24 protein-coding genes and 1 pseudogene are annotated in these 24,990 nt (G+C 37.9%); 10 read left to right on the top strand and 15 right to left on the bottom strand.

What is annotated here, in order from left to right:
* Positions 1–26 precede the first annotated feature (26 nt).
* Together QLQ22_RS02250 and QLQ22_RS02245 are read right to left on the bottom strand one after the other, a co-directional pair.
* On the bottom strand, positions 27–980 hold the full coding sequence (locus tag QLQ22_RS02250) for a sugar kinase (RefSeq protein ID WP_284015925.1): 954 nt from the start codon (positions 978–980) through the stop codon (positions 27–29).
* Positions 981–1,011: 31 nt separating this feature from the next.
* Positions 1,012–1,758, bottom strand: coding sequence for an IclR family transcriptional regulator (locus QLQ22_RS02245; RefSeq protein ID WP_223439217.1), 747 nt, complete (start codon positions 1,756–1,758; stop codon positions 1,012–1,014).
* Between the two features lie 430 nt (positions 1,759–2,188).
* On the opposite strand from QLQ22_RS02245, the gene QLQ22_RS02240 reads away from it, so the two are divergent.
* A complete protein-coding gene (locus QLQ22_RS02240) occupies positions 2,189–2,857 on the top strand; it encodes a YesL family protein (protein ID WP_284015924.1) in 669 nt (222 codons plus the stop codon).
* A gap of 304 nt (positions 2,858–3,161) precedes the next feature.
* Positions 3,162–4,073, top strand: a complete 912-nt coding sequence (locus QLQ22_RS02235) for an endonuclease/exonuclease/phosphatase family protein (protein WP_284015923.1) — start codon at positions 3,162–3,164, stop codon at positions 4,071–4,073.
* Between the two features lie 51 nt (positions 4,074–4,124).
* On the opposite strand, the gene QLQ22_RS02230 is transcribed toward QLQ22_RS02235, so the two are convergent.
* Positions 4,125–4,451: a hypothetical protein gene (locus QLQ22_RS02230; protein WP_223439211.1), complete on the bottom strand. Its 327-nt coding sequence runs from the start codon at positions 4,449–4,451 to the stop codon at positions 4,125–4,127.
* A 298-nt stretch (positions 4,452–4,749) separates the two neighbouring features.
* Here QLQ22_RS02230 and QLQ22_RS02225 point away from each other — a divergent pair, with 298 nt between their 5' ends.
* A complete protein-coding gene (locus QLQ22_RS02225; protein WP_284015922.1) occupies positions 4,750–6,147 on the top strand; it encodes a M28 family peptidase in 1,398 nt (465 codons plus the stop codon).
* Between the two features lie 280 nt (positions 6,148–6,427).
* Here the strand turns inward: QLQ22_RS02225 and QLQ22_RS02220 are convergent, their stop codons facing one another.
* A complete protein-coding gene (locus tag QLQ22_RS02220) occupies positions 6,428–7,135 on the bottom strand; it encodes a M48 family metallopeptidase (RefSeq protein WP_284015921.1) in 708 nt (235 codons plus the stop codon).
* Between the two features lie 6 nt (positions 7,136–7,141).
* Entirely contained in the window at positions 7,142–7,654 is a 513-nt protein-coding gene (locus QLQ22_RS02215; protein WP_284015920.1) for a YehS family protein, read from the bottom strand.
* A gap of 229 nt (positions 7,655–7,883) precedes the next feature.
* Here QLQ22_RS02215 and cidR point away from each other — a divergent pair, with 229 nt between their 5' ends.
* The 3 genes from cidR to QLQ22_RS02200 all read left to right on the top strand — a co-directional run bounded on the left by cidR (position 7,884) and on the right by QLQ22_RS02200 (position 9,932).
* A complete protein-coding gene (cidR, locus tag QLQ22_RS02210) occupies positions 7,884–8,780 on the top strand; it encodes a cidABC operon transcriptional activator CidR (RefSeq protein WP_252207951.1) in 897 nt (298 codons plus the stop codon).
* A 247-nt stretch (positions 8,781–9,027) separates the two neighbouring features.
* Positions 9,028–9,546, top strand: a complete 519-nt coding sequence (locus tag QLQ22_RS02205; RefSeq protein WP_070879517.1) for an acyl-CoA thioesterase — start codon at positions 9,028–9,030, stop codon at positions 9,544–9,546.
* A gap of 14 nt (positions 9,547–9,560) precedes the next feature.
* Positions 9,561–9,932 carry a hypothetical protein gene (locus QLQ22_RS02200; RefSeq protein WP_223439201.1) on the top strand — a complete coding sequence of 124 codons (372 nt, stop codon included), beginning with the start codon at positions 9,561–9,563 and terminating at the stop codon, positions 9,930–9,932.
* 254 nt (positions 9,933–10,186) lie between these two features.
* Here QLQ22_RS02200 and QLQ22_RS02195 read toward each other — a convergent pair whose 3' ends face one another.
* Positions 10,187–11,389 carry a sugar efflux transporter gene (locus QLQ22_RS02195; protein ID WP_284015919.1) on the bottom strand — a complete coding sequence of 401 codons (1,203 nt, stop codon included), beginning with the start codon at positions 11,387–11,389 and terminating at the stop codon, positions 10,187–10,189.
* Positions 11,390–11,693: 304 nt separating this feature from the next.
* On the opposite strand from QLQ22_RS02195, the gene QLQ22_RS02190 reads away from it, so the two are divergent.
* Positions 11,694–12,611: an AraC family transcriptional regulator gene (locus QLQ22_RS02190; RefSeq protein ID WP_252207950.1), complete on the top strand. Its 918-nt coding sequence runs from the start codon at positions 11,694–11,696 to the stop codon at positions 12,609–12,611.
* A 436-nt stretch (positions 12,612–13,047) separates the two neighbouring features.
* Here the strand turns inward: QLQ22_RS02190 and QLQ22_RS02185 are convergent, their stop codons facing one another.
* Both QLQ22_RS02185 and QLQ22_RS02180 read right to left on the bottom strand, forming a co-directional pair.
* Positions 13,048–13,911 (bottom strand): glycerophosphodiester phosphodiesterase, encoded by an 864-nt coding sequence (locus QLQ22_RS02185; protein ID WP_223439195.1) that lies wholly within the window; start codon positions 13,909–13,911, stop codon positions 13,048–13,050.
* Between the two features lie 356 nt (positions 13,912–14,267).
* Entirely contained in the window at positions 14,268–14,894 is a 627-nt protein-coding gene (locus QLQ22_RS02180; protein ID WP_284015918.1) for a nitroreductase family protein, read from the bottom strand.
* Between the two features lie 123 nt (positions 14,895–15,017).
* On the opposite strand from QLQ22_RS02180, the gene QLQ22_RS02175 reads away from it, so the two are divergent.
* Positions 15,018–15,368, top strand: coding sequence for a winged helix-turn-helix transcriptional regulator (locus QLQ22_RS02175; protein ID WP_243551253.1), 351 nt, complete (start codon positions 15,018–15,020; stop codon positions 15,366–15,368).
* A gap of 166 nt (positions 15,369–15,534) precedes the next feature.
* Here the strand turns inward: QLQ22_RS02175 and QLQ22_RS02170 are convergent, their stop codons facing one another.
* The 5 genes and pseudogenes from QLQ22_RS02170 to QLQ22_RS02155 form a co-directional block, all read right to left on the bottom strand.
* Positions 15,535–15,795: an undecaprenyl-diphosphate phosphatase gene (locus tag QLQ22_RS02170; protein WP_284016732.1), complete on the bottom strand. Its 261-nt coding sequence runs from the start codon at positions 15,793–15,795 to the stop codon at positions 15,535–15,537.
* A gap of 57 nt (positions 15,796–15,852) precedes the next feature.
* Positions 15,853–16,437: pseudogene (locus tag QLQ22_RS25075) on the bottom strand (copper homeostasis protein CutC).
* A 47-nt stretch (positions 16,438–16,484) separates the two neighbouring features.
* A complete protein-coding gene (nhaC, locus tag QLQ22_RS02165) occupies positions 16,485–17,894 on the bottom strand; it encodes a Na+/H+ antiporter NhaC (protein WP_223439191.1) in 1,410 nt (469 codons plus the stop codon).
* A gap of 214 nt (positions 17,895–18,108) precedes the next feature.
* Positions 18,109–19,539: an aspartate ammonia-lyase gene (aspA, locus tag QLQ22_RS02160; protein ID WP_223439189.1), complete on the bottom strand. Its 1,431-nt coding sequence runs from the start codon at positions 19,537–19,539 to the stop codon at positions 18,109–18,111.
* Between the two features lie 24 nt (positions 19,540–19,563).
* The gene (locus QLQ22_RS02155; RefSeq protein ID WP_223439187.1) at positions 19,564–20,553 is read right to left on the bottom strand and encodes a type I asparaginase; all 990 of its coding nucleotides are present in this window, start codon (positions 20,551–20,553) and stop codon (positions 19,564–19,566) included.
* A 217-nt stretch (positions 20,554–20,770) separates the two neighbouring features.
* Here QLQ22_RS02155 and QLQ22_RS02150 point away from each other — a divergent pair, with 217 nt between their 5' ends.
* Positions 20,771–21,139, top strand: coding sequence for a helix-turn-helix domain-containing protein (locus QLQ22_RS02150; RefSeq protein WP_284015917.1), 369 nt, complete (start codon positions 20,771–20,773; stop codon positions 21,137–21,139).
* Between the two features lie 84 nt (positions 21,140–21,223).
* Here the strand turns inward: QLQ22_RS02150 and QLQ22_RS02145 are convergent, their stop codons facing one another.
* Entirely contained in the window at positions 21,224–22,150 is a 927-nt protein-coding gene (locus tag QLQ22_RS02145; protein ID WP_284015916.1) for a response regulator, read from the bottom strand.
* A 9-nt stretch (positions 22,151–22,159) separates the two neighbouring features.
* The gene (locus QLQ22_RS02140) at positions 22,160–23,413 is read right to left on the bottom strand and encodes a sensor histidine kinase (protein ID WP_284016731.1); all 1,254 of its coding nucleotides are present in this window, start codon (positions 23,411–23,413) and stop codon (positions 22,160–22,162) included.
* Between the two features lie 561 nt (positions 23,414–23,974).
* On the opposite strand from QLQ22_RS02140, the gene QLQ22_RS02135 reads away from it, so the two are divergent.
* The gene (locus QLQ22_RS02135; RefSeq protein WP_284015915.1) at positions 23,975–24,967 is read left to right on the top strand and encodes a glutaminase; all 993 of its coding nucleotides are present in this window, start codon (positions 23,975–23,977) and stop codon (positions 24,965–24,967) included.
* Positions 24,968–24,990: the final 23 nt, after the last annotated feature.

The following is a 24,990-nucleotide window of genomic DNA, read 5'->3' as shown; positions in this document are numbered from 1 at the left end:
AGAGATTATGGTCCTCCTCTTTCTATTTAACGTGTAACATCATCTGAACCCGGCAACTCAGTATACGCTTCCAATATTTCTCGGTCAGGCAGCCCTTCAATATCTCCGCTAACAGTCGTTACTAAAGCACCAATGGCACAGCCTCTCTGCACACACTTCTCAAGAGTAAGCCCATCCAATAAACCTGAAAGCACACCAGCTGCAAAACCGTCACCTGCACCGACCGGATCCACTACTTTTTCCACTTTAAAGCCTTGTACATATCCTTTTTCAGAAGAAGCCGAATAATAAGCTCCTTTTTCTCCGCGTTTGATGATAACGGTTGCAACTCCATGATTATGAAATAGCTCTGCTAATTCTTCACAATCTTCTGTTCCAAACAAAAATTCCCCTTCATTAATGCCCGGCAGCACAATGTCAGCCATTTCAGCGATTGCAAGAAGCGTTTTTCGAGCTTCTTCATCGCTCCATAATTTACGTCGAATATTAGGATCAAAGACAACTTTTTTGCCATGTTTCTTTGCTATCTCAATAGCATAAAAGATGCTGTCTCGGCAAGATTGGCTTAGTGCTGGAGTAATACCTGTTATGTAAAGGTATTTCGTGTTCGCGATATACTCTTCTTTGATATAAATAGGATCCAGAAAACTGGCCGCAGAATATTTTCGATGATAGTATATTCGAACATTTTTTTCATTCAGCATCTCTTTAAAAAAGATACCTGTTGGTGCATTTTTGTCAGTTGTGACTTGACTTGTATCGACTCCTTCAGCCCTGACAGCCGAAAGGACGAACGATCCAAATTCATCCTTCCCTACACGACTGATCCATCCTGTCTTGTGGCCGAGCTTTGCCAGCCCGATTAATGTGTTGGTTTCGGCACCAGCCATTTTTGACGAGAAATTCCTGGCGTACCTCATCTGCCCTTGTGTATCCGGAGTAAACAAAACCATCGTTTCTCCCATACTCACTACATCCATACTGCGCCTCCTTTTCTCTCTCTTGCAGCTCTTATGAATGCCCTATGCTTTTGGAGATTTCCTTTGATGTTTGAAGAAGTTTGTCCGCTATGAACTCCTTGCGGCTGATCATTCTTTCTTTTGGCCCGGCTACGCTAATGGCTGCTTGAATGGTATGATCGGCACCGAAAATGGGTGCTGCTAAACAATATAAACCCTCTTCATTTTCCTCATCATCAATGGAATATCCCATACCTGCAAACCTTTTCAATTCCTTCTCTAATTCTTGGCGATCCGTGATTGTATTTTTTGTGATAGGGGAAAGTTCAGCATAGTCCAAAATAGCATTTTTCTCATTCTGGGGCAGGAAAGCCAGAAATGCTTTGCCCAGTCCCGTGCAATATAAAGGTTTCCGATAACCCGGTTGAGCGGTTGTTCGAATAGACCGATTATTGTCTATCTTAGCCACGTAAACTAACTCTCTTTCTGACAATACAGCCATGAATACTGTTTCTTGCACATCTTCCATCAGTTTTTTAAGATGTGGTGTTCCTTGAGAAGAAATGTCCAGAGATTCCATTGCAAGTGTTCCAAGCTGAACCAGTTTTGGCCCTAATTTATAACGCTTAAGGGAATCTTGGTTTAGATATCCTTCCTCAAAAAGAGTACCAACTAAATTAGATGTACTGCTCTGTGGGAACGAAAGATTTTCACTGATTTCTTTAATAGTTAGACCTTCTGGGTGATGAGCTACTAATTCAAATACTCTTAATACTCGTTCTGCAGATTTTACTGACATGTCATACCTCCGAAATCACATATGTGATTCTAAATCATATATGTGATTTGATGTTTTTATAATACCATATCATAATACCCTATACAATTATTTTATTTCTGCTTAGGAATGTAATGGGCGTGAGAAAATAAGAAAACTCGTTAAACCGTTGCTCTCTTAGAGGGACTTTTGTTGTTCATTAATTGATATAAATTTCAACTAAAGGTTCTAAAAAGTTGTTATCTTTTTCACCTGACATTTAATCTGTCAAAATAAAAAGCATTGCCTACAACTTCCATAGGCTAATGCACTACCTGTGATTCTATTAACTTGTTAAACTTTAAAAACTCTTCTACTTCTTCATTGTTGGATACCGTCCAAAGCTCAAAATGAATATGCTATGATAAGAGAAAAACGAGAAAAACGTTTTCAATTAATCAGGGGGATATCAATGAAAACCGGAGGATTGCTGCAGCAGCTCAACACCGTAACCGAATGGATCACCAAAATCTTCACAGCCAACATTCTATGGCTATTCTTCAACCTGCCGATCGTCTACTTAACCTTCAATCTATTTGCAATCAAGGACCCGGCGGGCTTAATTGTCAACGGACTGACCATTGCGTTCTTCGCTCCGTTCATCCTGTTTCCGGCCACAACCGCTCTCTTTGGTATTATACGCAAATGGGTGACTACGGACAGCCAAGTTCCTCTGATCCGTTCCTACTGGCGTTTCTACAAAGAAAATTATATCCGAAGCATGATAGGCGGCCTGCTTATTGTTCCGCTTTGGTTCATCCTGGTCATCGACTACGTTTACTTTGCCAAAACCAGCTCGCCGCTCTACTATCTCTTCCTGGCCGGAGGCGTATTCATGTTCGTTTTCACGCTGCACTTCTTCTCCAACACGGTGCACTTTCATCTGAAACTGTTTCAATCGCTTAAGAACGCAATGCTGCTGTCGATTGGGAAGCCGTTGCATACAGTTGGGATTACCGTGGGGATTGGGATCCTGTTTTACATAAGTACCAGCATCTTTCCTCTTCTGATTCTGCTTGGATTGGGGAGTTTGGGGACTTTTGTGGCGTTTTTTGTTTTTAATAAAGCTGTTGAACGTTAATAAAAGCCTGCTTTCTATTTGAAGGCAGGCTTTTTAATCAAGTAAATATCAGCAACTGCTTTGCAAAACTTCGTCCACTTGGTTAAATTGACGTAACATAATAAAACCTCTGTAAATTTTTCTAGGAAATAAATCTCTCACCTCTATAAAACTAATCTCCTAAATTTAACAGTCAAACCCTTGTTTTTTCAAGAGTATTCCTAACTCGTATTCTACTTTACAAACATTATTCCCTCTAAAACATACTTTTTACAAACAGACGTTATGCTTGGTAGGTAAGCATACATACTAGGAGGGAAAACAGTTGAAAAAAGGATTAAAACCTATTTTATTCGCGGCAATGGTACTCGCCATGGTAAGCAGTTTGTTTTCAGGAATGCAAAATGTTTCAGCTACAGAAAAATCCAAACAAGCATCAGAGGTAGATTTAAGGGTTATGACTTATAATTTAAGATACTTAAACAGCACTGATCCTTCCCCGCATACTTGGGCGGAGCGGATTCCTACTATTAAGAAGCTTATTCAGAGGGAACAGCCAGATATCATTGGAACTCAGGAAGCTGTCTACCAGCAAATTCAAGATTTAAAAGACACACTACCTGAATACAATTGGATTGGCTTAGGTCGTGAAGGCGGAAGCAAAGGTGAATACTCAGCTATTTTCTATAACGAAAACAAGTATACCCCAATTGAATATGATCACTACTGGCTTTCAGATACTCCAAATGTTATTGGGTCTAAATCTTGGGGGAACAAAATTCCACGTATGGTAACGTGGGCAAAGTTTCTTGATAAAAAGAGCAACCAGCAATTCTACGTAGTAAATACTCATTTTGATCACCAATCACCAGAAGCCAGAGAAAAAAGCGCCGCATTAATCTTAGAAAAAACAAAATCGTTCAATCCGGATTTACCTGTCATCTTAACAGGTGATTTCAATGCTGGTCCTGCCAGTCTTCCACATCAGACCCTGACAAAAGACGGGGAGTTCAGTGATCTTTGGGATACAGCTCAAACTCGCGTGAACGAAGATTTAGGAACGTTTAATGGTTTTAATGATCCTACTGGCAAGGGACCTGAAAGCCGTATTGATTGGATTCTTGCAAAAGGAAACATCTTAGCAAAAACGATTGAAATTATTAACTACCAAAAGAATGGTCAATTCCCAAGCGATCATTATCCTGTTATGACGGATTTAACTATGAATTATAAATAAACAAAATGACTAAAAGAAAAACGATCAGTGACTGATCGTTTTTCTTATTTTTTATCGATTTTTAAATAACTCACCTAAACCATTTATGAATTCGTCCAACTGCTCCTCAGACTGAAACTTAAATGAACTACCATAATGAATATACGTCTTCCCATCATTCTTCCTTCTGGGAAACCTGCTCAGCGCAGTATTATGTACAAACCCATCGCTCCTGCCGGTCAGTTTAAGCGACTCTGCCGTATCCGGATGAAGAACAATCCCAATTCCCTTAGTCGCCAATGCGTAGATAACGTCTTTACTTATAATATGTTCGTATTCTATTGCTTTGGTTGTTTCTTTTGTTGGTTTGAAGTTATATTTTGCGAAAATCTCGTTCATGTTTCTCTCCTCTGCTTTCGTGCCTCAACAGCCGATGTCAAACTATTACCTATTCCCTAAAAAACCGCCATGTTCCTGCAAGATAGAACAAGATTTATGTGTGAATCCTCCTGTTTTTCTTCTAAAATTCTTCTAATACCAACAGGAAATTACAAATATATTACGATGGTATTAGAAAATAATCATTGAAATTTTAACTCTTTGTCATGTTTTGTCATTTTCTTTCTATTTAACAATTTTTTCTAATAGTTGATAATTTATTAGTCAGTATCCTATTTATCTAGTGAGGGGGAGTTACATGTATAGAAAAACCATGGCGGGATTATTAGCCGCCGGAGTAGCGTTTAGTTTTAATGGAGTTATGGCTGAAGGCCCGGTTCAGGCACCTAACGCTCAATCCAGTTCTGCTTTTGACAACAAGATTATCAAGAAGATCAGCTCTGATAATATGTATAACACAGTTGCAAAACTGTCGCAGCAACCGCGTGAGGCTGGTACCGACGGAGAACTGGTGGGAGCTCAGTACATAAAAAGTCAATTTGAGAAGTATGGCTACGAGACTGAATTGCAGCCGTTTCCTTTTTATGAGACAGTTAGAAATAATGCATCCGGCGCCCTTCAAGTGAACGGCCAAGTATTCACTCCTTATGTATTCAGCGGTTCTTACAGTGCTGAGGTATCAGGACAGGTGATTCACGTCGGCAAAGCTCTTGCCGGTACAGTTTCTGATGAGGTGAAAGGAAAAATCGCTCTTATTGAGCGCGGAGACATCACCTTCGTGGAAAAAATCCAACATGTTCAGGACAAAGGTGCCATCGGGGTCATCATGTACAATAGCAGCGGAAGTTCAAATGCTTTTGGACAGGCTGCCTATGGACAAAATATCCCTGCAGTGGCCATTACTAGAGCTGAAGGACTTGCTTTAGTGGATAAATTAAAGACAGAGCCGCTTACTTCCACGATTAAAGTAACTGGTTCAGGCTATGTTGAAAAAACATCTTACAACGTCATCGCCAAATTGAAACCACATAAAAACAAAGATAATGGCCAAGTCGTCATGGTTGGCGCACATCACGATTCTGTCCACGGCGGACCGGGGGCTAATGATGATGCATCCGGTGTATCGGCAGTCCTTGAGCTTGCCCGAGTAATGGCCAACATGCCAACGGATACAGAGCTCCGCTTTGTTACATTCGGGGCAGAAGAAAAAGGGCTGTTGGGCTCCTATCATTATGCAAGTACTATAAGTGATAAAGAGGCGGATCGAATTGTCGCCCATTTTCAAATGGATATGATCGGAAGCAAGGATGCCGGAGGGGATAATCCTGCAGGCGGCTTAATTATGTATACGATTGACGGAAAGAAAAACCTTGTAACAGATTTAGCCGCGGCAGCAGGCGCGAGAACAGCAGCAGCGGAAGTCATTCCTTACGGCCAGCTGGGTCGAAGTGACCACCAGCCTTTCCATGAGCTTGGTATTCCGGCAGCCTTGTTCATCCACTCACCGGTTGAACCATGGTACCACACTCCAGCTGACACGATTGATAAAATTGATAAAAACAAACTGCAGGAAGCGGCAGAAATTGTTGGAGCATCTGTTTACCAGATTGCTAGACCGGATACTCCGGCTTTGGAACATGCCAGAGTTGCACCTGGTCCAGTCGACTATGATTTCGAGGATCGACCGGTTCAGTAAAAGATAGGAAATGGCTGCAAGGTCCTTCGAGGTCTTGCGTCTCTTTTTGTTTTCCCTCTCCAAATTAGTATGCTTTTCTAGCTTAAAAAAGATTATCAATCCATGATTCATATTTTATAATTTATATAATTGAATTTTAATACAAAAAGGTGAATAGCAAGTCAAAATGAGAGAAAGCCTGGCCCTTAAGTTAAGGTCAGGCCTTTTATATGGTTTTGGTCATAACAAGCTAGGGATTTGTCACCCATTATCATACTGAGGGTCAGGCACCTATATTTCCTTAAACAGTCATTTTCCAACTTGATACAGCCAACCAGTTTTCCTGTTCCTTATAACCCGGCATAATCTTTCCAACCAGACGCCAGAAAGACCGGTCATGATTCAGATGAACCATATGGCACATTTCGTGAACGACTACGTATTCGATCACCTTCAAAGGTGCCATGGCCAGCTTCCAGTTAAAGGTCAGCTGCAGGTTTGCATCACAGGTTCCCCAGTTCTTTTTGCTATCTACAATACGGACCGAACGCGGCTTAGTTTTAAAGTTGCTTTGATAGGACTTGATGCTCTTCTCAACGATCGTTTTACATTGCTGATAATAAAATCGTTTCAGCGCCTGTTTGATTTTCTCATCATCAAGCTGCTTCACATAGATATGGAGCTTGTCTCCTTCAAACACAGCATGATCCTGCTGGATGTTTTCATCATGAACAATCTGAATCGGATAGTCCCTTCCCAAAAAAAGAAAAGTTTCACCGTGTTCATACACTCTCTCCTTCGGCCCAAGCATCCGATGCTTCATTTCTTTTGCTTTTTCCTGAATCAGGTCCCAGTTTTCCTCTAATATCTGAAGCACACGTTCATCAGATGTTCCTTTCGGAGCCAGGACCTCTACATTCCCATATTGGTCCATCGAAAGGCCAATGGACGTACGCTTTTTATACGTAACCTCAAACTGAATGGTCTCCCCTGAGTAAGTATGAATCATACTCGCTTATTCTCCTCTGTATTTGACAGCCAAACCCTTTAGGAAGTTTCTTGCGAATTTATCCCCGCACTCTTTATAATTCTTATGGCCTTCTTTTCTTAATAAAGCGCCTAATTCCCCTTTTGTCACATGGATGCCCGCTTTTTCGAAGATATCAAGCATGTCCTCACTTGTCATTGCGAGGGCGATTTTCACTTTCTTCAAAAGAAGATTGTTCACATTAGCGCTTCTCCCCAAAGTTAATTCCGGTGTTTCAGGCTGGCCCGGCTTTTGCTCCTGTTTGCCTCTTTTAAACGTAACGAAGCCATTTAAAAAGGACTCAAACATCACGTTGTCACATTTAATGTTCTCTTCATCCTCAGCGATCTCATCGTCGTAGCTGTCTTTTGATTTCGTGAGGATTTTAGGCAAATCCTGCCTGCTCACTTCAATCCCGCCAAGCTTAAAAATCTCAACCATTTCTGTATTTTTCAGATCCAGTGCGTATCTTAATCGAATTAAAATATCGTTATTATCCATCATAAAACCTCCTATTAGCGTGCAGTTTCATCAAAACCTGTCACTACATTTTAAACCACACTTATAGTGAATGGCTACTTCACTTTCTACTTTCACTTCACTGCTTCTTTTATTACTAAGAAAAAGGATATACTATAGCAAAGGATAGGATCGCTAAGCTATATAGAATTTCTGTTATTTCCAATCAAAGTGGAAACATAACCTAAAAACCACAAGCAGGTGTACGATTTTGGATATCAAACATTTACAATATTTTATTGAGGTGTCGAATTTTAATAGTTTTTCCCGTGCGGCAGAACATTTATTTATCACCCAGCCAACTATTAGTAAAATGATTAAAAATCTTGAGACGGAGCTCGGAGTTGAACTTTTTGACCGCTCCCGCAAGAAATTAGCCTTGACCGATGCAGGACAGATCATTTTGGAGCAGGCAAAATTAATTGACAAAGCCTTTAATAATTTAGAAACGGAATTGGACAACCTGACAGGGCTAAAAAAAGGGCATATTCGTATTGGGTTGCCGCCAATATTTGATGCGCATTTTTTCTTGAAAATTATCAGCAGCTTTCACGAAAAATATCCTGGGATTACCTTTCAATTAGTAGAAGACGGTTCAAAAAAAATAGAAGAAGATGTGGCCAACAATCTTCTTGATGTTGGGATCATTGTTCTTCCGACTAAGAACGACATCTTCGACCATTTCTCTTTTATGGAAGAAGACCTTAAGCTCATCCTTCACCCTTCACACCCATTGGCAGAAAAAGAGGAAGTCCAATTAGCTGAATTGGCTGATGAATCTTTTATTTTGTTTAATAAGGACTTTGTCTTAAACGATCGAATTATTCTTTCTTGCAACAGTGTAGGCTTTAATCCGCATATTATCTCTGAAAGTTCACAGCAGTCTTTCATTGAGGAAATGGTTGCTTACAAACTTGGAATTTCTCTTTTGCCTGAGAGTATCTGTGATAATCTAAATACAAATGTAAAGTCGGTAAGAGTAGTAAACCCGTCAATCAGCTGGAACTTAGCGATTATTTGGGGCAAAAATCAATACTTCTCTTATGCTGCAAAAGAATGGCTGCAGTTCACGAAAGAACAGCTCACAAAGGGATTTAAAGATGATTAATTTAATATGATCCATATTCCCGGAAGACGGTTCATTTTAATTGAACCGTCTTTTTTTCTAATAATCTCCTATTTATAAACGGAATAATTGAAAGCATTTACATAGATAAAAGCTATGCTTTGGATAAAATATAACCATTTTACTTACAATCGAGCGCGGCGTACACTTGTTTTAGGTAAAAAAAACCTTTAATCACGTGGATATAGTATTAACTATCTAGCATCCATTCATGAAAGGAAGCATTTTAATGGAAGCAAAAAAAGCAAAAGAAAGCCGCATTATTAATACAGCTCAAGTATTATCATGCGATTTAAATAACTATAATACACTGTTTGGCGGAGTTTTGATGAAAAAGCTCGATGACGCCGCAACTTTATCAGCCCGCAGACATTCTCGAGTGAAAGAATGCGTAACGGCATCTACTGACCATATCGATTTCTTATGCCCTATTCATCAGACTGATTCAGTCTGTGTCGAATCGTTTGTAACTTATACAGGAAAAAGTTCTATGGAGATTTTTTGTAAAGTGATTGCCGAAGATATGATGAATGGCAATCGCAGAATTGCTGCTACAGCATTTCTGACTTTTGTAGCCTTAGATGAAAATAAACGGCCGGTTGAAGTTCCGAGTATCATTCCTGAAACAGAAGAAGAAGCATTTCTTTACGAAACAGGGAAAGAAAGAGCAGAAATGCGCAAATTAAGAAGACAGAAAAGTAAAGAATTAGCTGCGTATATTTCATTGGATAAACCTTGGGACAATTAAGAGGAGGAAGTATGATGATAACTTTATCTAGTATTGATGAATTGAAAGATACTAAAGATGCCCTTGAGAAGTTAAAAAAAGACTATCCAGACCTTTTTGAAAAATTGTTGGATATGGTTTTTCTTACTCGTGCCTTTCAATTTAAATACCATTACCTGGGATGTTTAATTATGAATGAAGATCCTGGTGCATATACCCCGAAATTTGCATATGGATCGGTTCTGAAATTGTATAAAAAAGAATTGCAAAAATTAAAAGATGACCTTGATTTCCCAGTACTGAAACAAACTTTTTCTGAATACAGAAGTACCGGTTACTCAAAAATCAGTCAATTAATACTTGGCATGACACCTGAATCATTGGTAGGCGCTTCTATTATTAAGTAGTATGACTAACAGTGTTAAAAAGCAGGAATCATCATTCAGACGAAAAAGGGTACTAAATTGCACGGCGATTTGTACCCTTTTTTTGTTGATATAACGGGCTTTAATGTGCACACTGTAAGATGTTTTGCAGAGGTGAGTAACTTCATGTATACTGCCCCTTCTCTGCTCAACCTGAAGAGTGACCTGCAAGTGTAAGTATCTAAATACCGTTAAATCAACATTTACCATGGAACCTTTATACTTTTGTATCAATTTTAATATCCTGCTTCGATTTCCTTATGAGGTTTTGTTCTCCATAAGATAAACAACGAGAAAATCACAATTGCGAGACACGCCCAATATACATGGCGAAACCCTACAAACTGGGCAATGATACCTCCCCCCATATTTCCCACTAGCCTTCCAATGATTGACCCATTGTAATAAAGTGTTGTGGACAGCCCCGGATAATTAGGTAATAAATCTGTGAAATAGCTTAGTCCATTACCCATGACTATAGCTACATACGTTGCCTGAAGGAGCTGTGCTGCGATAAGGTGCCAAGAATCGGTTGATATACTTAAGATGATGTAATAGGCCAGAGCCACATAGCAGCCGATCATCATTAAGGAATGGTTCGATATTTTTCTGCCCAGGGCACCTAAAAGAAGCATTATGGGAATTTCCATACCAGCAGAAATACTAACAACTAAACCGACATCCGTAAGCGTACCATTGAGCTCATTTACAATAAACAACGGAGTGTTGATTCCATTAATCGCATTGACCGCAAACAGAAAGACTAAGGCGATAAGCGGCTGCATGATTTTCCTATTTTCAAGAGATGAACTGCCTGTACTTTTTCGTTTCCTGTCATCAGGTTGAACAGATTTTCGTTTTTGCAGAAAAAAGAATACTAGAGATGCAATTGTAAGATAGATGGCGGATGTCCCCAGGAAAAGTCCTTTATATCCAAGTACCCCCAAAATGAATGTACCGACTAATGGTCCTATCAGGAATCCGAGAGATACTAGAGAACGTAATGCAGACATCGCAAAAGTCATATCATTGGTTTGACTTGCCTTTGCCGATTCCTGTGCGTAAGCGTAGATTTGCGGCATGGCAGGAGCCCCTAATCCATTAAAAAAAGTGATGACGATCAACAGAATAAAGTAGTTATGAAAGACTAAATACGAAGCATATCCCAAAGCAGATGAAAGCATCGCTAAAATAATCAACTGTTTTCGGTCCATCCCGCTATCGGATCGTTTAGCAATTAGCGAGTTGACCACCACTCCACTTAATGAACTCACTGCCATGAAAACTCCAAAAGCTCCTGCACTCATTCCCAAATCTTCTGTAGCATACAAGGATAAATACGGCTGAGTAATAGAAATACCGATACCAACCAGCAATATACAAATGACAAATAAACGATATCCTTTTATCGCAAACAGTTTTTTAAACCGTTTATACAAAATTCCCCCTCCTTAGAGTTCAAAAATGCTGCTAATAAACAACAGATCATTCTTTACTTCCACCAATATTTATAAAAACAGCCAGATAAAAGAACCTGGCTGTTTATTGACTAATTATTAAACTGACCCTAAAGCAAATAAAAGAGTAATGTCAGAGTTGCGTTCTATTTAATTATGCAGCAAGAAAAAAAAGACCGTTATCCTATTTGTCGCAAATGATTGCCTAATCTTCTCACACCCATTTTTCACTCACGAAAATGCATTATAATGGAACTATTAAGGATGAAGGAATAAGGAGGATCTTATGTCTGACCGAATCTATCAACTGCAGGATGAGATTGCCAAACTCATAGAGCGTTATTCAGGACAGGATGGTGTTCACTCGACTTTGATTCCATCTGTATTTTTTATTCGCCACTCTAATGTTACCGGGCCAAAGAACGGTGTTTACAAGCCTTCCTTATGCTTTATTGTTCAAGGTGCGAAGGAGGTATTGCTAGCACAGGAGCGTTTTAGGTACGATCCTGTCAATTACCTGGTTTCATCGGTTGACCTGCCGGTTACCAGTCAAGTTGTGGAAGCCTCTTACGACGTTCCGTATTTAGCTCTCAATCTTGTATTTACTCCAAGCCAAATCTTAGAAGTTTTAAATGATACTGAAATACGAGGCAGAAAGAAAGACAGTGAGAAGCGAGGCATGTTTGTCAGCACCATCGAGTTATCTATGTTGGATGCTGTATTGAGGTTGGCCCGTTTGCTGGACAATCCGAAGGATATACCGGTACTTGCTCCTTTAATTACGAAGGAAATTATCTATAGGGTTCTGCAAGGGCAGCATGGGAGCACGCTTGAACAAATTGCAATAGAAGGAAGCTCTGCCTATGGTATCAGAGAAGTTATCGAACAAATCACGAATAACTATGATAGGTCTTATCGAATTGAGGAGCTTGCTGAAATAGCGAATATGAGTGTTGCTTCCCTTCATAGGCACTTTAAAGAGGTAACCGCTATGAGCCCAATTCAGTTCCAAAAACAACTGAGACTTCAGGAAGCCCGGCGCCTGTTATTGTCCGAGTCTGCGGATGCCGCTGAAGTTGCATTCCGGGTTGGCTATGAAAGTCCATCACAATTCAGCCGTGAATATTCCCGTATGTTTGGTTCTCCGCCTAGAGAAGATGTAAAGCGTCTCAGGGCCCAATATGACCAAAAGGTAAACTCATAAATGCCCTTATCCCTGCTAAACTGGAATCTATTATTATATCTTTTAAAAGTGACCCATTGCTCGCTGTTTTTACTATTCGTCGTTTGGAATAGATCTTTCTATCGGCTACCTTAAGTGGTTTTTGCAGTTCAATTAAGGTATCCTCAAACAAAAAACCAAAATCGCTTAAAACGTAAAAAGTCCAGTCGTTAGTGATTTTGGTTTTACCTACTTGAACTAGATCCAATTCTGTATCGATAAAGTTTTTATGTTGATTATTTACAGGCATTTACTCTAAACGAAAAAAGCAGGAATCATTTAAATGGTTCCTGCTTCTTCTTTTAGCACCTCTGATAAATTTATATATAAAGTTTTAACTTTTTGATATTCATTTACCTCAATTATATCTTTGGTCCTTATTATCTTTTACTTTCCGGCCTTACCAAATCTGCTTGGCCTACTTTCCTTTCATTACTTCATGCAGTCTGTCTGGAAAGTTAGTAAACATTCCTGTTACACCCCAGTCAATCAGCTTCTTCATCGTTTCCTTGTCATTTACGGTATATGGGTGTATTGCTAGTCCGCTGCCTGCCACTTTTTGAACATAATCTTGATTTAAATAAGTATAGTTTGGACCAACGCCCATTGCGTATTGTTTGATGGCTGCAATTTCAGCGTCAGTTATAACAGCATTGGTTTTATAGGAAAGCAATTGAACGAGCTTGACCGATGGATCGAGTTCATTCATTGTTTTCAGGCTGAGAGAACTAAAAGACTGTACTAGAAGCGTATTTTTGTTGATATTATAATCATTTACCAGACGCAAAAGTTCTTTTTCCATACCAGGATAAACTTCAGGCGATTTCGTTTCGATATAATATTTTGCATTTTTTCCGAACTTTTGAAAAACCTCTTCAAGAGTCGGCACTTTTAATCCAGCATAATCCAGGTTTGCATATTGCGGGTATTTTTCATTAAACCAGCTGCCTGCATCCAGCTGCTTGATTTGTTCTAGTGTGTAATCTTTAACAAGACCTGTCCCGTCTGTCGTTCGATCTACGGTCTCATCATGCATGGCAATTAACTTGCCGTCCTTTGTCATCTGCAAATCTACTTCAATATATTCCCCGTGCATTTTATCGCCCATTTGATAGGATGTAATGGTATGTTCTGGAGCATATCCAGATGCACCTCGGTGTGACACATTTACGATGTCCTTATGTTTTTCCTTTGCCATAGCTGTTCCTCCGCCTGCTGTAAAACCGATTCCAATGACCAGAGCACCTATCACCGACACCCATTTTCTTTTCAATCTTTCCATCTCCCATCTCTTAATAAACTACTTTTTAAGATTAGCAGTAGATTATTAATTTCCTATAACACAAAGGTAAAGAATACTAATATGCTAGATTAAAATAAAGTGAAATCTAACAATTAACTTCAAGTTATACAATTCACCAATAATATTAAAAAAGATCTTATCCATTTATTCGATAAGATCTTTTCCTCGTTACATCTATTATTCTTTTTTTTACAAGTAGTGAACAGCACCCCGCATGTGTAAGGAGCTGTCACTCCTTTTCTTCCTTTTATTTTTAAATATCAAAATTAACAACCAAGTGTTGAGAAATATGAAAAGTTATTTGTATACCTATTTCACATAATCAGATAAGAACCCTAAATTATTTTGTTTCTATACATTACCTTATTTACATTATGCCTTACGGTATTATGACCGGCCTTAGTACCTTTACCAATAGCTATAAGCATAACATCTAAATACCTATCAGAAATATTTAAGATTGCTTTTAATTTCTTAGAATCATAGCCTGACATAGTAATTGTTTCAAAACCTGCTTCATTTGCTAACAAAATTAATGACATTGACGCAAGACTTATATCTCTAGTTAATTCTAGCTTTAGATCTTCATTCGATTTATTTTCATAATATTTTATTGCAGCATTCGCTAGATAATCTCTTAGCGATTCATCAAAAAAACCTGCTTGAAAGCCTTCTTCATGTATCTTAATAATATTATCTTTATCAAATGCTTGATAATCACCCAACATAACAATTAAAGTTGAAGCTTCTACCACTTGATGTTGATTAAAAGCTATAGGTAGCAATAAATTTTTCAAGTCTGGTTCATCAATAATCAAGTATCGAGTTGCTTGAATATTATTTCCGTTAGGTGACTTACTCGCACTTTCAATTAATGAGGTTAGAATTTCTGAACTTATTTTATAACTTGAATCATAATGTCTAACTGATCGTCTTTTTTCCAAGATATTTTTTACACTCATTTTATCAACTCCGAAATTTTTATTTATTGCTCCTTTAATTATAGTAAGCAATAATAAATGAGAAAATAACGCACAAAAATGTGGTATAGCCACTTTTAAGTGCCTATTCAGGAGGGACAGCACATGGTTAACTATAATACTGGAATCAACATTTTTATGAACATTGCGGGTGGAAAATGGAAATGTTTAATACTCTTTTTCTTAAGCCAAAAATCAGTAAGGACAAAAGAGTTTTACGAATTAATACCTGGAATTACACAAAAAGTCTTAACAGATCAATTGAAACAATTAGAAAGAGATGGACTTGTACGAAGAGAAATATTTAAAGAGGTACCACCAAAAGTAGAATACAGCTTAACTGATCTAGGAAGATCATTTGTACCAGTATTAAACACAATGTGTGAATGGGGTAATAAGTATGCAATTATAAAAGGTATAGATAAAGATTCACAAATTTATTGTGATCATAATTAAACCTAAATTCACATTTTTGACTTCTGAAGAAGCCTGGCGGCTGCATAAAAAAGTGGGGTTTTATGCAACCTCTTATTCAATATAATGGCCCGATTCGGAAGATCAATTAATACTTAAGAGGCTTACCAGTTATTCCTGATAAGCCCCCGATTGTTGAATAAGGGTTTTAGTACAACACGAAAATATAAAACGCGATGGCTAAAACAAAACGATATAAAGCAAAGGGAATTAAACCGATTTTACTAATCCACTTCACAAAAGTGACAACTGCCATAAGAGCTACCACAAAAGAAGTAATAAAACCAACAACAAACATAGGTAACTCACTTATGCTTAGATGATTCCAGCTTTTGAAAAGATCTAATCCTGTAGCTCCAACCATTATAGGAAGTGCTATTGGTGTGCTAAATGATGTGTTATTTTGTATACGATTTTAGTGTTTTGCACCTCTGACATTTATGCATGCAGCTTTTTTTTTGCAGTTCTATTCTGATACAATTTTTCTGATCGCTCTTATTTGAATGGAATCGATAGGGTCACTATAAGTTGATTCATAACGGATTCCCGAATCAAAATGAACTTCTCTCACGTTAACTTTTTCTAAGAATGCAGGCAAATTTAAAGGTGTTAACCCTGATCCTGCCATAATTGAAAGACCAGTACTTGCTGAAAGATCTGTCAGCTGACTTAGCTCTTCTATAGCTTCTGTAGCTTTATCCTTGCTGCCAGATGTGAGTACTCTAGATATGTCAGAGTACTTTTGAAGAACTCCTAAAGCAGTGACCTGATGATCGACCTCGTCAAATGGGCGGTGAAAGGTAATATCTAACCCTTGCTGCTCTGATTAATTTAGTATGCATTTCTTCATGTATTTCCTTCTCGTTCGTAAGAGCACCAATAACAACTCCAGCTGCACCTAATTTCCTGCAGGTTTCAATATCTTCTAACATAATATTCAACTCTGCATCGGAATAACAAAGCTCCGGGTATGCGGCCAAATCATTACATTTACTGGAATCGTCAATTCGTTGCAAACACTTCTAATTAAACCATAGCTAGGCGTAAGTATTTGCTAGCTTTCTTGAGACTCAACTATAAACCATTGTGCAGACGAGATTAATTAGCCTTCTGCTGCAGCGCCTGTACGTTATTGTTAGTGTACCAAATATATTTCCCTGTATAACCATAAATGATCGCAAGTGCAATGGAAACAAAACTTAACCACATGAATGGAACATAGGAAAAGGTAGATATACCTAGAATCCCTGCCATGAAAATTCCGTTGTCGGACCAAGGAATCATCCCAGATGTTAGCGTACCGCCGACCTCAGAATTTCGAGCTAAAACTCTCCGATCAATGTGTAATTTATCATAGTTTTCTTCCATGATCTTTGGTGTTAAAATTAATGAAACGTACATAGCACAACCAAATACATTTGCTAAAAAGGCAACAATTAATGTTGACAGGGTTACATTACCTGCTGAAGTTAGCTGGTTCTGGAATTTGGAAACAATTACTTTTAGTACTCCTAAATGCTCCAATAGACCACCAAATCCCAATCCGAAAATAATAACAACAATTGAGCCAAGCATTCCCTCGATCCCCCCACGGTTTAGAAGATCATCCATGAATTCAATGCCTGTATCAATTGAAAAACCACTGTAAGCCGTACCGAGGGCCGCAGAAAAATCCATCCCTTGGAATACGGTAGCCCAAATGATCCCTAAGAGAGCCCCTGCAGCAATCGTTGGCATAGAAGGTTGTTTTAGTGCGAGCATTAGAATGACAAATATCGCAGGAATTAGCATCCAAATTTGAATATCGAAGTTTTCTAGTAATGCAGTCTTCAGAAATTCTACTTTTTCTAAATCTGTATTTTTCCCGCCATACATAAACCCTGCTATGGTAAAAAGAATAGCAGTAATGATGTATGCAGGGACATCTAAATATAACATGGCACGTACGTGTGCAATAACATCCACTTTCGACATTGATGCTGCGAGTACGGTACTGTCAGATAATGGAGAAAGTTTATCTCCGAAGTATGCACCGGAAAGAACGGCACCAGCTACAAGCGGCAGAGGGATACCCATTCCCTCTCCAATTGCCATCATTGCGATTCCAGCAGTCCCGACTGTTCCCCAAGACGTACCTGTTGCCAAAGATGTGATCGAGCAAATGACGAGAGTGGCTAATAAGAAAATGCTAGGGTGGATAAATTCCAATCCGTAATAAATAAGTGTCGGTACGACTCCTCCTGCAATCCACGTCCCGATAAGGGCACCGACTGCAATCAGAATTAATATAGCCTCAAGACCATTCGAAATCCCGTTTGTAATAGCGCCTTGCAGTTGCTGGTATCGGTGTCCTAATCGTAATCCAAGTAAAATAACAATGAACCACGATATAAATAGTGCTAGTTGTATCGGTAAATCAAACATCGCGGTAAATGAAAAAACAATGGCTAAAAACAACCCCAATGTAAAAATAATTTCTAACATAGATGGTAATCGTACATGCTTCACTCTTACGCCCCCTTTAAATAAAACGCTTTCAAAATCTTGTTTTTAAAAATTCATCCTTGTTTTACAATCATTCGCCAGTTAAGTGACTCATAACCAAAATCGAATTAGAATAAATAAACGATCAATGACTTTGCCTATCAAGCTATGGCACCTAATAGGCAGGTTCTTCCTATAGAAATTCAAAATACATTTATTTCATCTGGAGATTTAATGGTTACTCTCGATCGAATAAAGCACCACCTGATATACCAGGATTTGTCATTTCGTAGGGGTTTAAAATCAAATCGAGTTCTTCCTCTGTCAGCACGTCATATTGCAGGCAAAGCTCTCGCACCGATTTGCCTTTTAAAATGGCTTCCCGTGCAATTCGGGATACAACTTCATATCCTAAGTGCGGATTCACGGCTGTAACTATTCCCACACTTTTTTCAACATATTCTTTCATCCGGTCTTCGTTTGCCTCGATACCGGTTAGACAATAGTCTGTAAAGCTTTTAAACGCATTATTCATAATACTGATGGATTGAAGCAAGTTAAAGACTAGCACGGGTTCCATCACGTTTAATTCAAGCTGTCCCGCTTCAGAGGCCAAGCAAATTGTATGATCGTTTCCGATGACCTGAAAGGCGACTTGGTTAATGAGCTCCGCCATTACTGGGTTGACTTTTCCAGGCATAATGGAGGAACCAGGCTGACGTGCAGGTAAGGTAATTTCACCAAGTCCAGCACGCGGGCCGGAAGCCATCAATCGTAAGTCGTTCGCGATTTTGGACATATTCATCATACAAACCTTCAATGCAGCTGACACTTCTGTGTAGGCATCCGTGTTTTGTGTTGCATCGACAAGGTGCTCAGTGCCGACAAGCGGCAATCCGCTTATGTCTGCAAGGTGCTTGACGACATTTTTGATATAGCGAGGGTCCGCATTTAAACCTGTCCCTACCGCTGTCGCGCCCATATTCACTTCGTAAAGATGCTGGCGTGTTTGCCCAATTCGTTTAATATCCCGTTCCAATACGCGGCTATAAGCTTCAAATTCTTGACCAAGGCGAATTGGTACGGCATCTTGAAGATGGGTGCGTCCCATTTTTATGACATGATCGAATTGCTGAGCTTTCTTCTTGAAGACATCCAACATGTCATTCATGGTATCCAGTAACTTTTCCAGCAAATTAAGGGTTGAGATGTGAATGGCTGTCGGAAACACATCGTTCGTTGATTGCGACATATTTACATGACTGTTCGGACTTAATTTTCCATATTCACCTTTATTATGACCGAGCAGTTCAAGCGCACGGTTTGCAATGACTTCATTTGCATTCATATTCATTGAAGTGCCGGCTCCGCCCTGGATTGGATCGACTATAAAATACTCGTGCCATTTTCCTTCCAGTATTTCATCTGAGGATCGAATGATTACTTCACCAATTCCTTCATATAGACGCTTGACATCCATATTGGCTAGTGCGGCTGCTTTTTTTACCATTGCTAGCGCTTTAATCATTTCATTATGAATTTTGTAGCCAGTGATTGGAAAATTTTCTACAGCGCGTAACGTTTGTATTCCATAATAAACATCTGCAGGAATTTCCTTTTCACCGAGAAAATCTTTCTCAATTCGGTATGCTCTCTCAACTCTGACCATTTTCCCCTGCTCCTCTTGTATGTTTTAGACTGTAATGTCATCTGCAATTGGTGTTTCCATCATTTCCTTCACCTTGTGTGGGTCCTGTGTCTTTCCTAATACCCACATCAATTTAGGAACGATAGCTTCTGTATTCATATTTCTGGAACGAATGATGATATTTTGATTTACTTTTCGCCCCACTTCATATATATCTATATCCTCCCCTTCCTCTAAACATTGAGTAGTAATGACAACTGATATTCCACACTCGGTCAACTCATTCAATTTCTGCAAAATGTTTCTTCCTTGAAATGGAATGCCACCGCTTCCATAGCTTTCAATTACAATTCCCTTACATTGATTTTTCAGAAAATCAAAGAATTCTGGCTTAATCCCGGGATGTAACTTAACCAAAGAAACATCCGTACAAAGGGAAGTATCTAACTTAATTTCCTTATTCTTTGGTGAATGAAAAGACTTATTATACTTAATATCATCTTCATGTATAGAGGCAATATAAGGATAATTAATACTTTCAAACGAGTCATAGCTTTTCGTTCTCAGTTTAATGGCCCTTGTTCCCTGGATAACTCTACCGTCAAAAACCACATATACCCCGCCAATATCTTCACAAGCAAATCGAACCGCGTCAGAGATATTTCTTTTGGCATCTGTTTTCTTAAAGGCAATTGGGATTTGAGAACCTGTAATCACTATTGGTTTATCTACATCTTGTAACATATATGAGAGCGCAGCTGAAGTGTAAGCCATTGTATCCGTCCCATGGGTGATAACAAAGCCGTCGTAATCATTGTATTTTTCATAAATAGATTTTGCCATGTCAGCCCAATATTCCGGTTGCATATTTGTACTATCAATATTCATCAAAGGCTTACTATCAATCTGACAGAGACTATTTAATCCCGGTAGATGACTTAAAATTTCTTCGGCTTTCATCTCAGGAACTAGCCCATTTTCCCCTTCTAACGAAGCAATTGTCCCACCGGTAGTAAGTAACATCAACTTCTTCAATATAATTCCTCCCTAAAAACTCCCTTGTTTCAGCATTAAAATTACTATAAGCATATTGACAGAAAAAAATGTATTTTTAGTAAAATACGCGTTACGCGTACTTTATTTGTAATTATAGTGATGTTTCAGGGTGAAATCAAGCAAATGATATTCATAACGCGTACATTTTGTATTCATATGATGATATAATAAATTGAAATAAAAGGAGAGTAATAAGATGATTTTAAATAGATTAACTACATTAAGGAAGGGCAAAAGGTGGTCATTGCAATATACGGCTGATCGACTCGGAATCGCAAAGAGTACTTATGCCGGTTACGAATCGGGGCACCGCCGCCCTTCATTAGAAGCCCTTAAATCAATGGCTGATTTATTTGACGCATCAACCGATTACCTTTTAGGTAGAGTTGATCATCCAACTTTTCAGCTTGAAGAGGATACAATAAAGTCAGTTCAATTTATGGAATTAACTGATCTACCAAATTTAGAGCTGGCAGTCGATGGAATCTTTCTTTCTGTAGAAGAAATGCACCAATTTATTGCTTTTATTAGAGCTAAGCGAGAATTGGAAGGAAAGGCACCATAAATACTATGTCTCGCTTGCTTCCTACTATTCAACACAAGTTAACGTCCAATGTTCCAATTTCCAAAAAGAAGACGTCTTATCTTCTTATAAATATTCCCCTGAAATCAAACGCTTCGCTTCAAAATAGAATACTTGAATAAATTTTTTTGTATTTACTTGAGTAGGAGTAAGACGTCTTTTTGCATTTTTCAATTCTTTCATCTTTTGGCTGATGACTGTGAATTCAAAATATTTTGAAGCGTAATTTTCAAACTTTTGATTTGAAAAATCTGTTAAACCAAGTGACGCAAAATAATTTAATGAATGATTAATCGCTCTGCGTATTCGTTGTGCAGAAGCTTTTATCTCACGATTAATATCAGCTTGTGCAGCTGATGGTCCGAGTTTTTTTTTCGATATTTCTTCAAAAATATCTTTAAGAGTTGGAAATTGCTGTTCAAAAGTATAAGCGTTTTCATTTTCAAATAAATATTGAAGTATTTCTATAAAATCTTTATGTCCATTCTCTCCCACGATTCCTAATTCAGACAAAAGATATTCACCGACCTTTAGAATACTTTTCTCATTAAAAGTATCAACTTTTGGCTGAGCTAAATTTACTAAACTATTTAAAGAAGCCTGGATATTATTGATCGACCTTTCTAAATAAATACGTTCCATTACTTTTCGAATAACTGTTAACACTTCCATACGATTTATTGGTTTAGTAATATAATAATCGATCCCAAGAGAGTAAGCTTCACCAATTAGATCTTTTGATTCAACTTGCGAAATCATGATAATTTTTCCGGAAAAAATGCCTTTTAAATGGCGAATTGTTTCAATACCATCACGGATTGGCATCAATAAATCAATAAATAATATATCGATCTGTTTTAAATTCAAAATGTGTCCATCTAATAGATAGCCATCTTCTGCTTCTTCCACAACTTCTCCTAAATCTTCGTCTTCTATAATTTGGTTTAAGATTGAACGTATAGCGTAATCGTCATCTGTTATAAAAAAACGCACGGAATCACCCTACCCCTTCTGAATCAAATTATTAATCGGTAACTTTATCAAAAAAACGACACCGATGTTATGTTTATTCTGAAATATGATCTCTCCACCAAGGTCTTTCACTACTTCTTTTACATATGAGAGCCCAATCCCTGTTGAAGGTGTTCCTAAATGGTCAAACTTCGAGGTAAATCCAGGCTTAAAGATAGCATCCTCATATTTTGGCGATATGCCAGGTCCGCTATCAGCAATTTGAAATTCTACAGTATCGTTAAGTTTACCCAAACTTAAACTGACTGTTCCCTTCTCTTTAATTGCTTCTACTGCATTTGCTACTAAATTATTGATAAGAGATAACACAGTATATACATGATAATTTGGATGGTTCCCTTCTACCGAGTATAAAAATTTAATATCTTTTCCTAGTGAAACGGCATATTTTTTATTTATTTGTATAATTAATTGAATGATTTCAGCAGCAGTCATATAGTCCTTTAAACTTTCGTTAGTAATCAATTTAGAGAGACCTGCAAAAATTCGTTGGTTATCTTTTTTAACTTCATGTATTTCACCAGCAATACGCAACACTTTTTGACTAAACTGCTGTTTAAATACATTCTGTTCTTTTTCCTGTTCTTTTAAATTCCGATATAAAAGATACGATTCTCTTGTAATATTCTCTGCATTTTTTAATGTTTTCTTTAAATGAACTGTTTCCTCAAATAAATTGGAAATGAGCATTAACATGTGTTCATTTTGTTCTCTTATTTGTCGTTCCCTCGTCTGTGCTTCATACAGTTTCATCATATTAAAAAAGCTTAGAACAATAAAACTGTGAGCGAAAGCGATCATGATCATTTCATTTAGATCCGCAAACGTAATCGTTGTTTGCAACACGAAAAATTGAATGATTAATTCTACACAGTCAGACAATATTTCAATTATGAGGCCGAAAAATCCGATTATCAAAGGTCTGTTATGAAAACGGTTGGTTTTCACTAAATAGAAGAGGCAAGAATAAGTGAAATAAAAGAAAAAACTGGGATATTGGACTAGAAAAGAGGATGTCCAGTCAAAATTCTCCTGCTGAATAAAGTCTATTAGAATTCGAAATTTAACAACTATCGTTCCTGTCAAAATACCCGATAAAACTGCTGGTGTTTTCTGTAATAATAATAAAAAAAAGAAAAATACCGGCGCACCAAAACTTACTCGAAACGTTTCATTTAATGGATAAAACTTTATTTCACCTGCTAGTGGCACTGTAAGCAACATCAGAACAATAATATAAACGTCTTTTTTCACTAAAGTACTAAAGTTCAAGATGATCCTCCCAATTTTGTTTAAAAATCAGTATATAGCTTTATCTGCGTCAAAACAACGCTTACTTTCTTGATACGGCTAATCTTCAACAATACTCTATTTATCTATTGATAATATTAGCATCATACTTGTCAAACTTTTCAACCTTTATTTTTTAAAAAAATTTTATTTTTGTAGTTTTTTGTATAATCATGTAGTTTCAGTTATAAATTTAATCTAAGTTTTTGCAGGTCATAATTGAAAGCGCTTAACAATGTAAGTTTTTACACTATTTTCAAATGAATATGTGATTATTTTTTCAGCAAAAGCTATTACAGGTATGCATTATATAAGAGTTAGGAATAGCATTATAGGACTATGATGCTAAAGCTGCGACTATGAATTGTTGACCGGTGTTAGCTAAATACGTAAAAAGATCAAATCTTGTTGCACGAACGGTATGAACAACAAATTTTATTATCTTTTTATATATGAGAAATTATGAAAGTGTAAAAATGTGAGGAGTGAAATAATATGGTTGAAGATAGAATAAAAGAGAATAACGTTCAGATGTATAGTCAAAGTAAAGCTTGCTTAGATGAATGGGTAACACACTATCAATCCTATTCTACTTATGGACAAACCGCCAATTATATTCCTGCTTTAAGAACGATAAACTCATCCCATTTAGGCATTTGCATCATTGTACCAGATGGAACAATGATAAAGTCAGGGGATTGTGAAGTCTCTTTCACTTTGCAAAGTATCTCAAAAGTGATAAGCTTTATAGCTGCATGTTTGAGTCGCGGTATTCCTTATGTGTTAGAACGGGTGGATGTGGAACCAACTGGAGATGCCTTCAACTCCATTATTCGTTTAGAGATGCATAAACCAGGAAAACCGTTTAATCCCATGATCAATGCTGGAGCAATTACCATAGCTTCATTACTCCCAGGGGAATCATCACAAAATAAATTAGAATTTCTAGATGTATTCATTGAAAAAATGATAGGGAAACGCCCGACCATCAATGAGGAAGTGTTTCGATCAGAGTGGCAGACGGCTCATCGAAATAGAGCCTTAGCTTATTATTTAAAAGAGACCGGTTTTTTAGAATCGGAGGTGGAAGAATCTTTAGAGGTTTACCTAAAGCTATGTTCAATAGAAGTTAATACAGAAGACATAGCGTTGATTGGACTGATTCTTGCACATGATGGATATCATCCAATTCGTAAAGAGCAAGTCCTGCCTAAAAATGTGGCTAAATTAGCCAAAGCATTAATGCTTACTTGTGGTATGTACAATGCTTCTGGTAAATTTGCAGCATTTGTAGGTTTGCCAGCCAAAAGTGGTGTATCTGGAGGCATTATGGCACTAGTACCTCCAAGCGTTAGAAAAGAGCTGCCATTTCAAAATGGATGTGGTATTGGTATATATGGACCCGCTATTGATGAATATGGGAATAGCCTAACGGGTGTTAAGTTACTGAAACATATAGCACAAGAATGGGATCTGAGTATTTTCTAAAAAGCATAATGTAGAAACTTTGC

Source organism: Metabacillus hrfriensis (genome assembly GCF_030127205.1).
Classification (GTDB): Bacteria; Bacillota; Bacilli; order Bacillales; family Bacillaceae; genus Bacillus_P; species Bacillus_P dongyingensis.
Note: the sequence above shows the minus strand (reverse complement) of the source record. Positions and strands in the feature narration are given on the sequence as shown.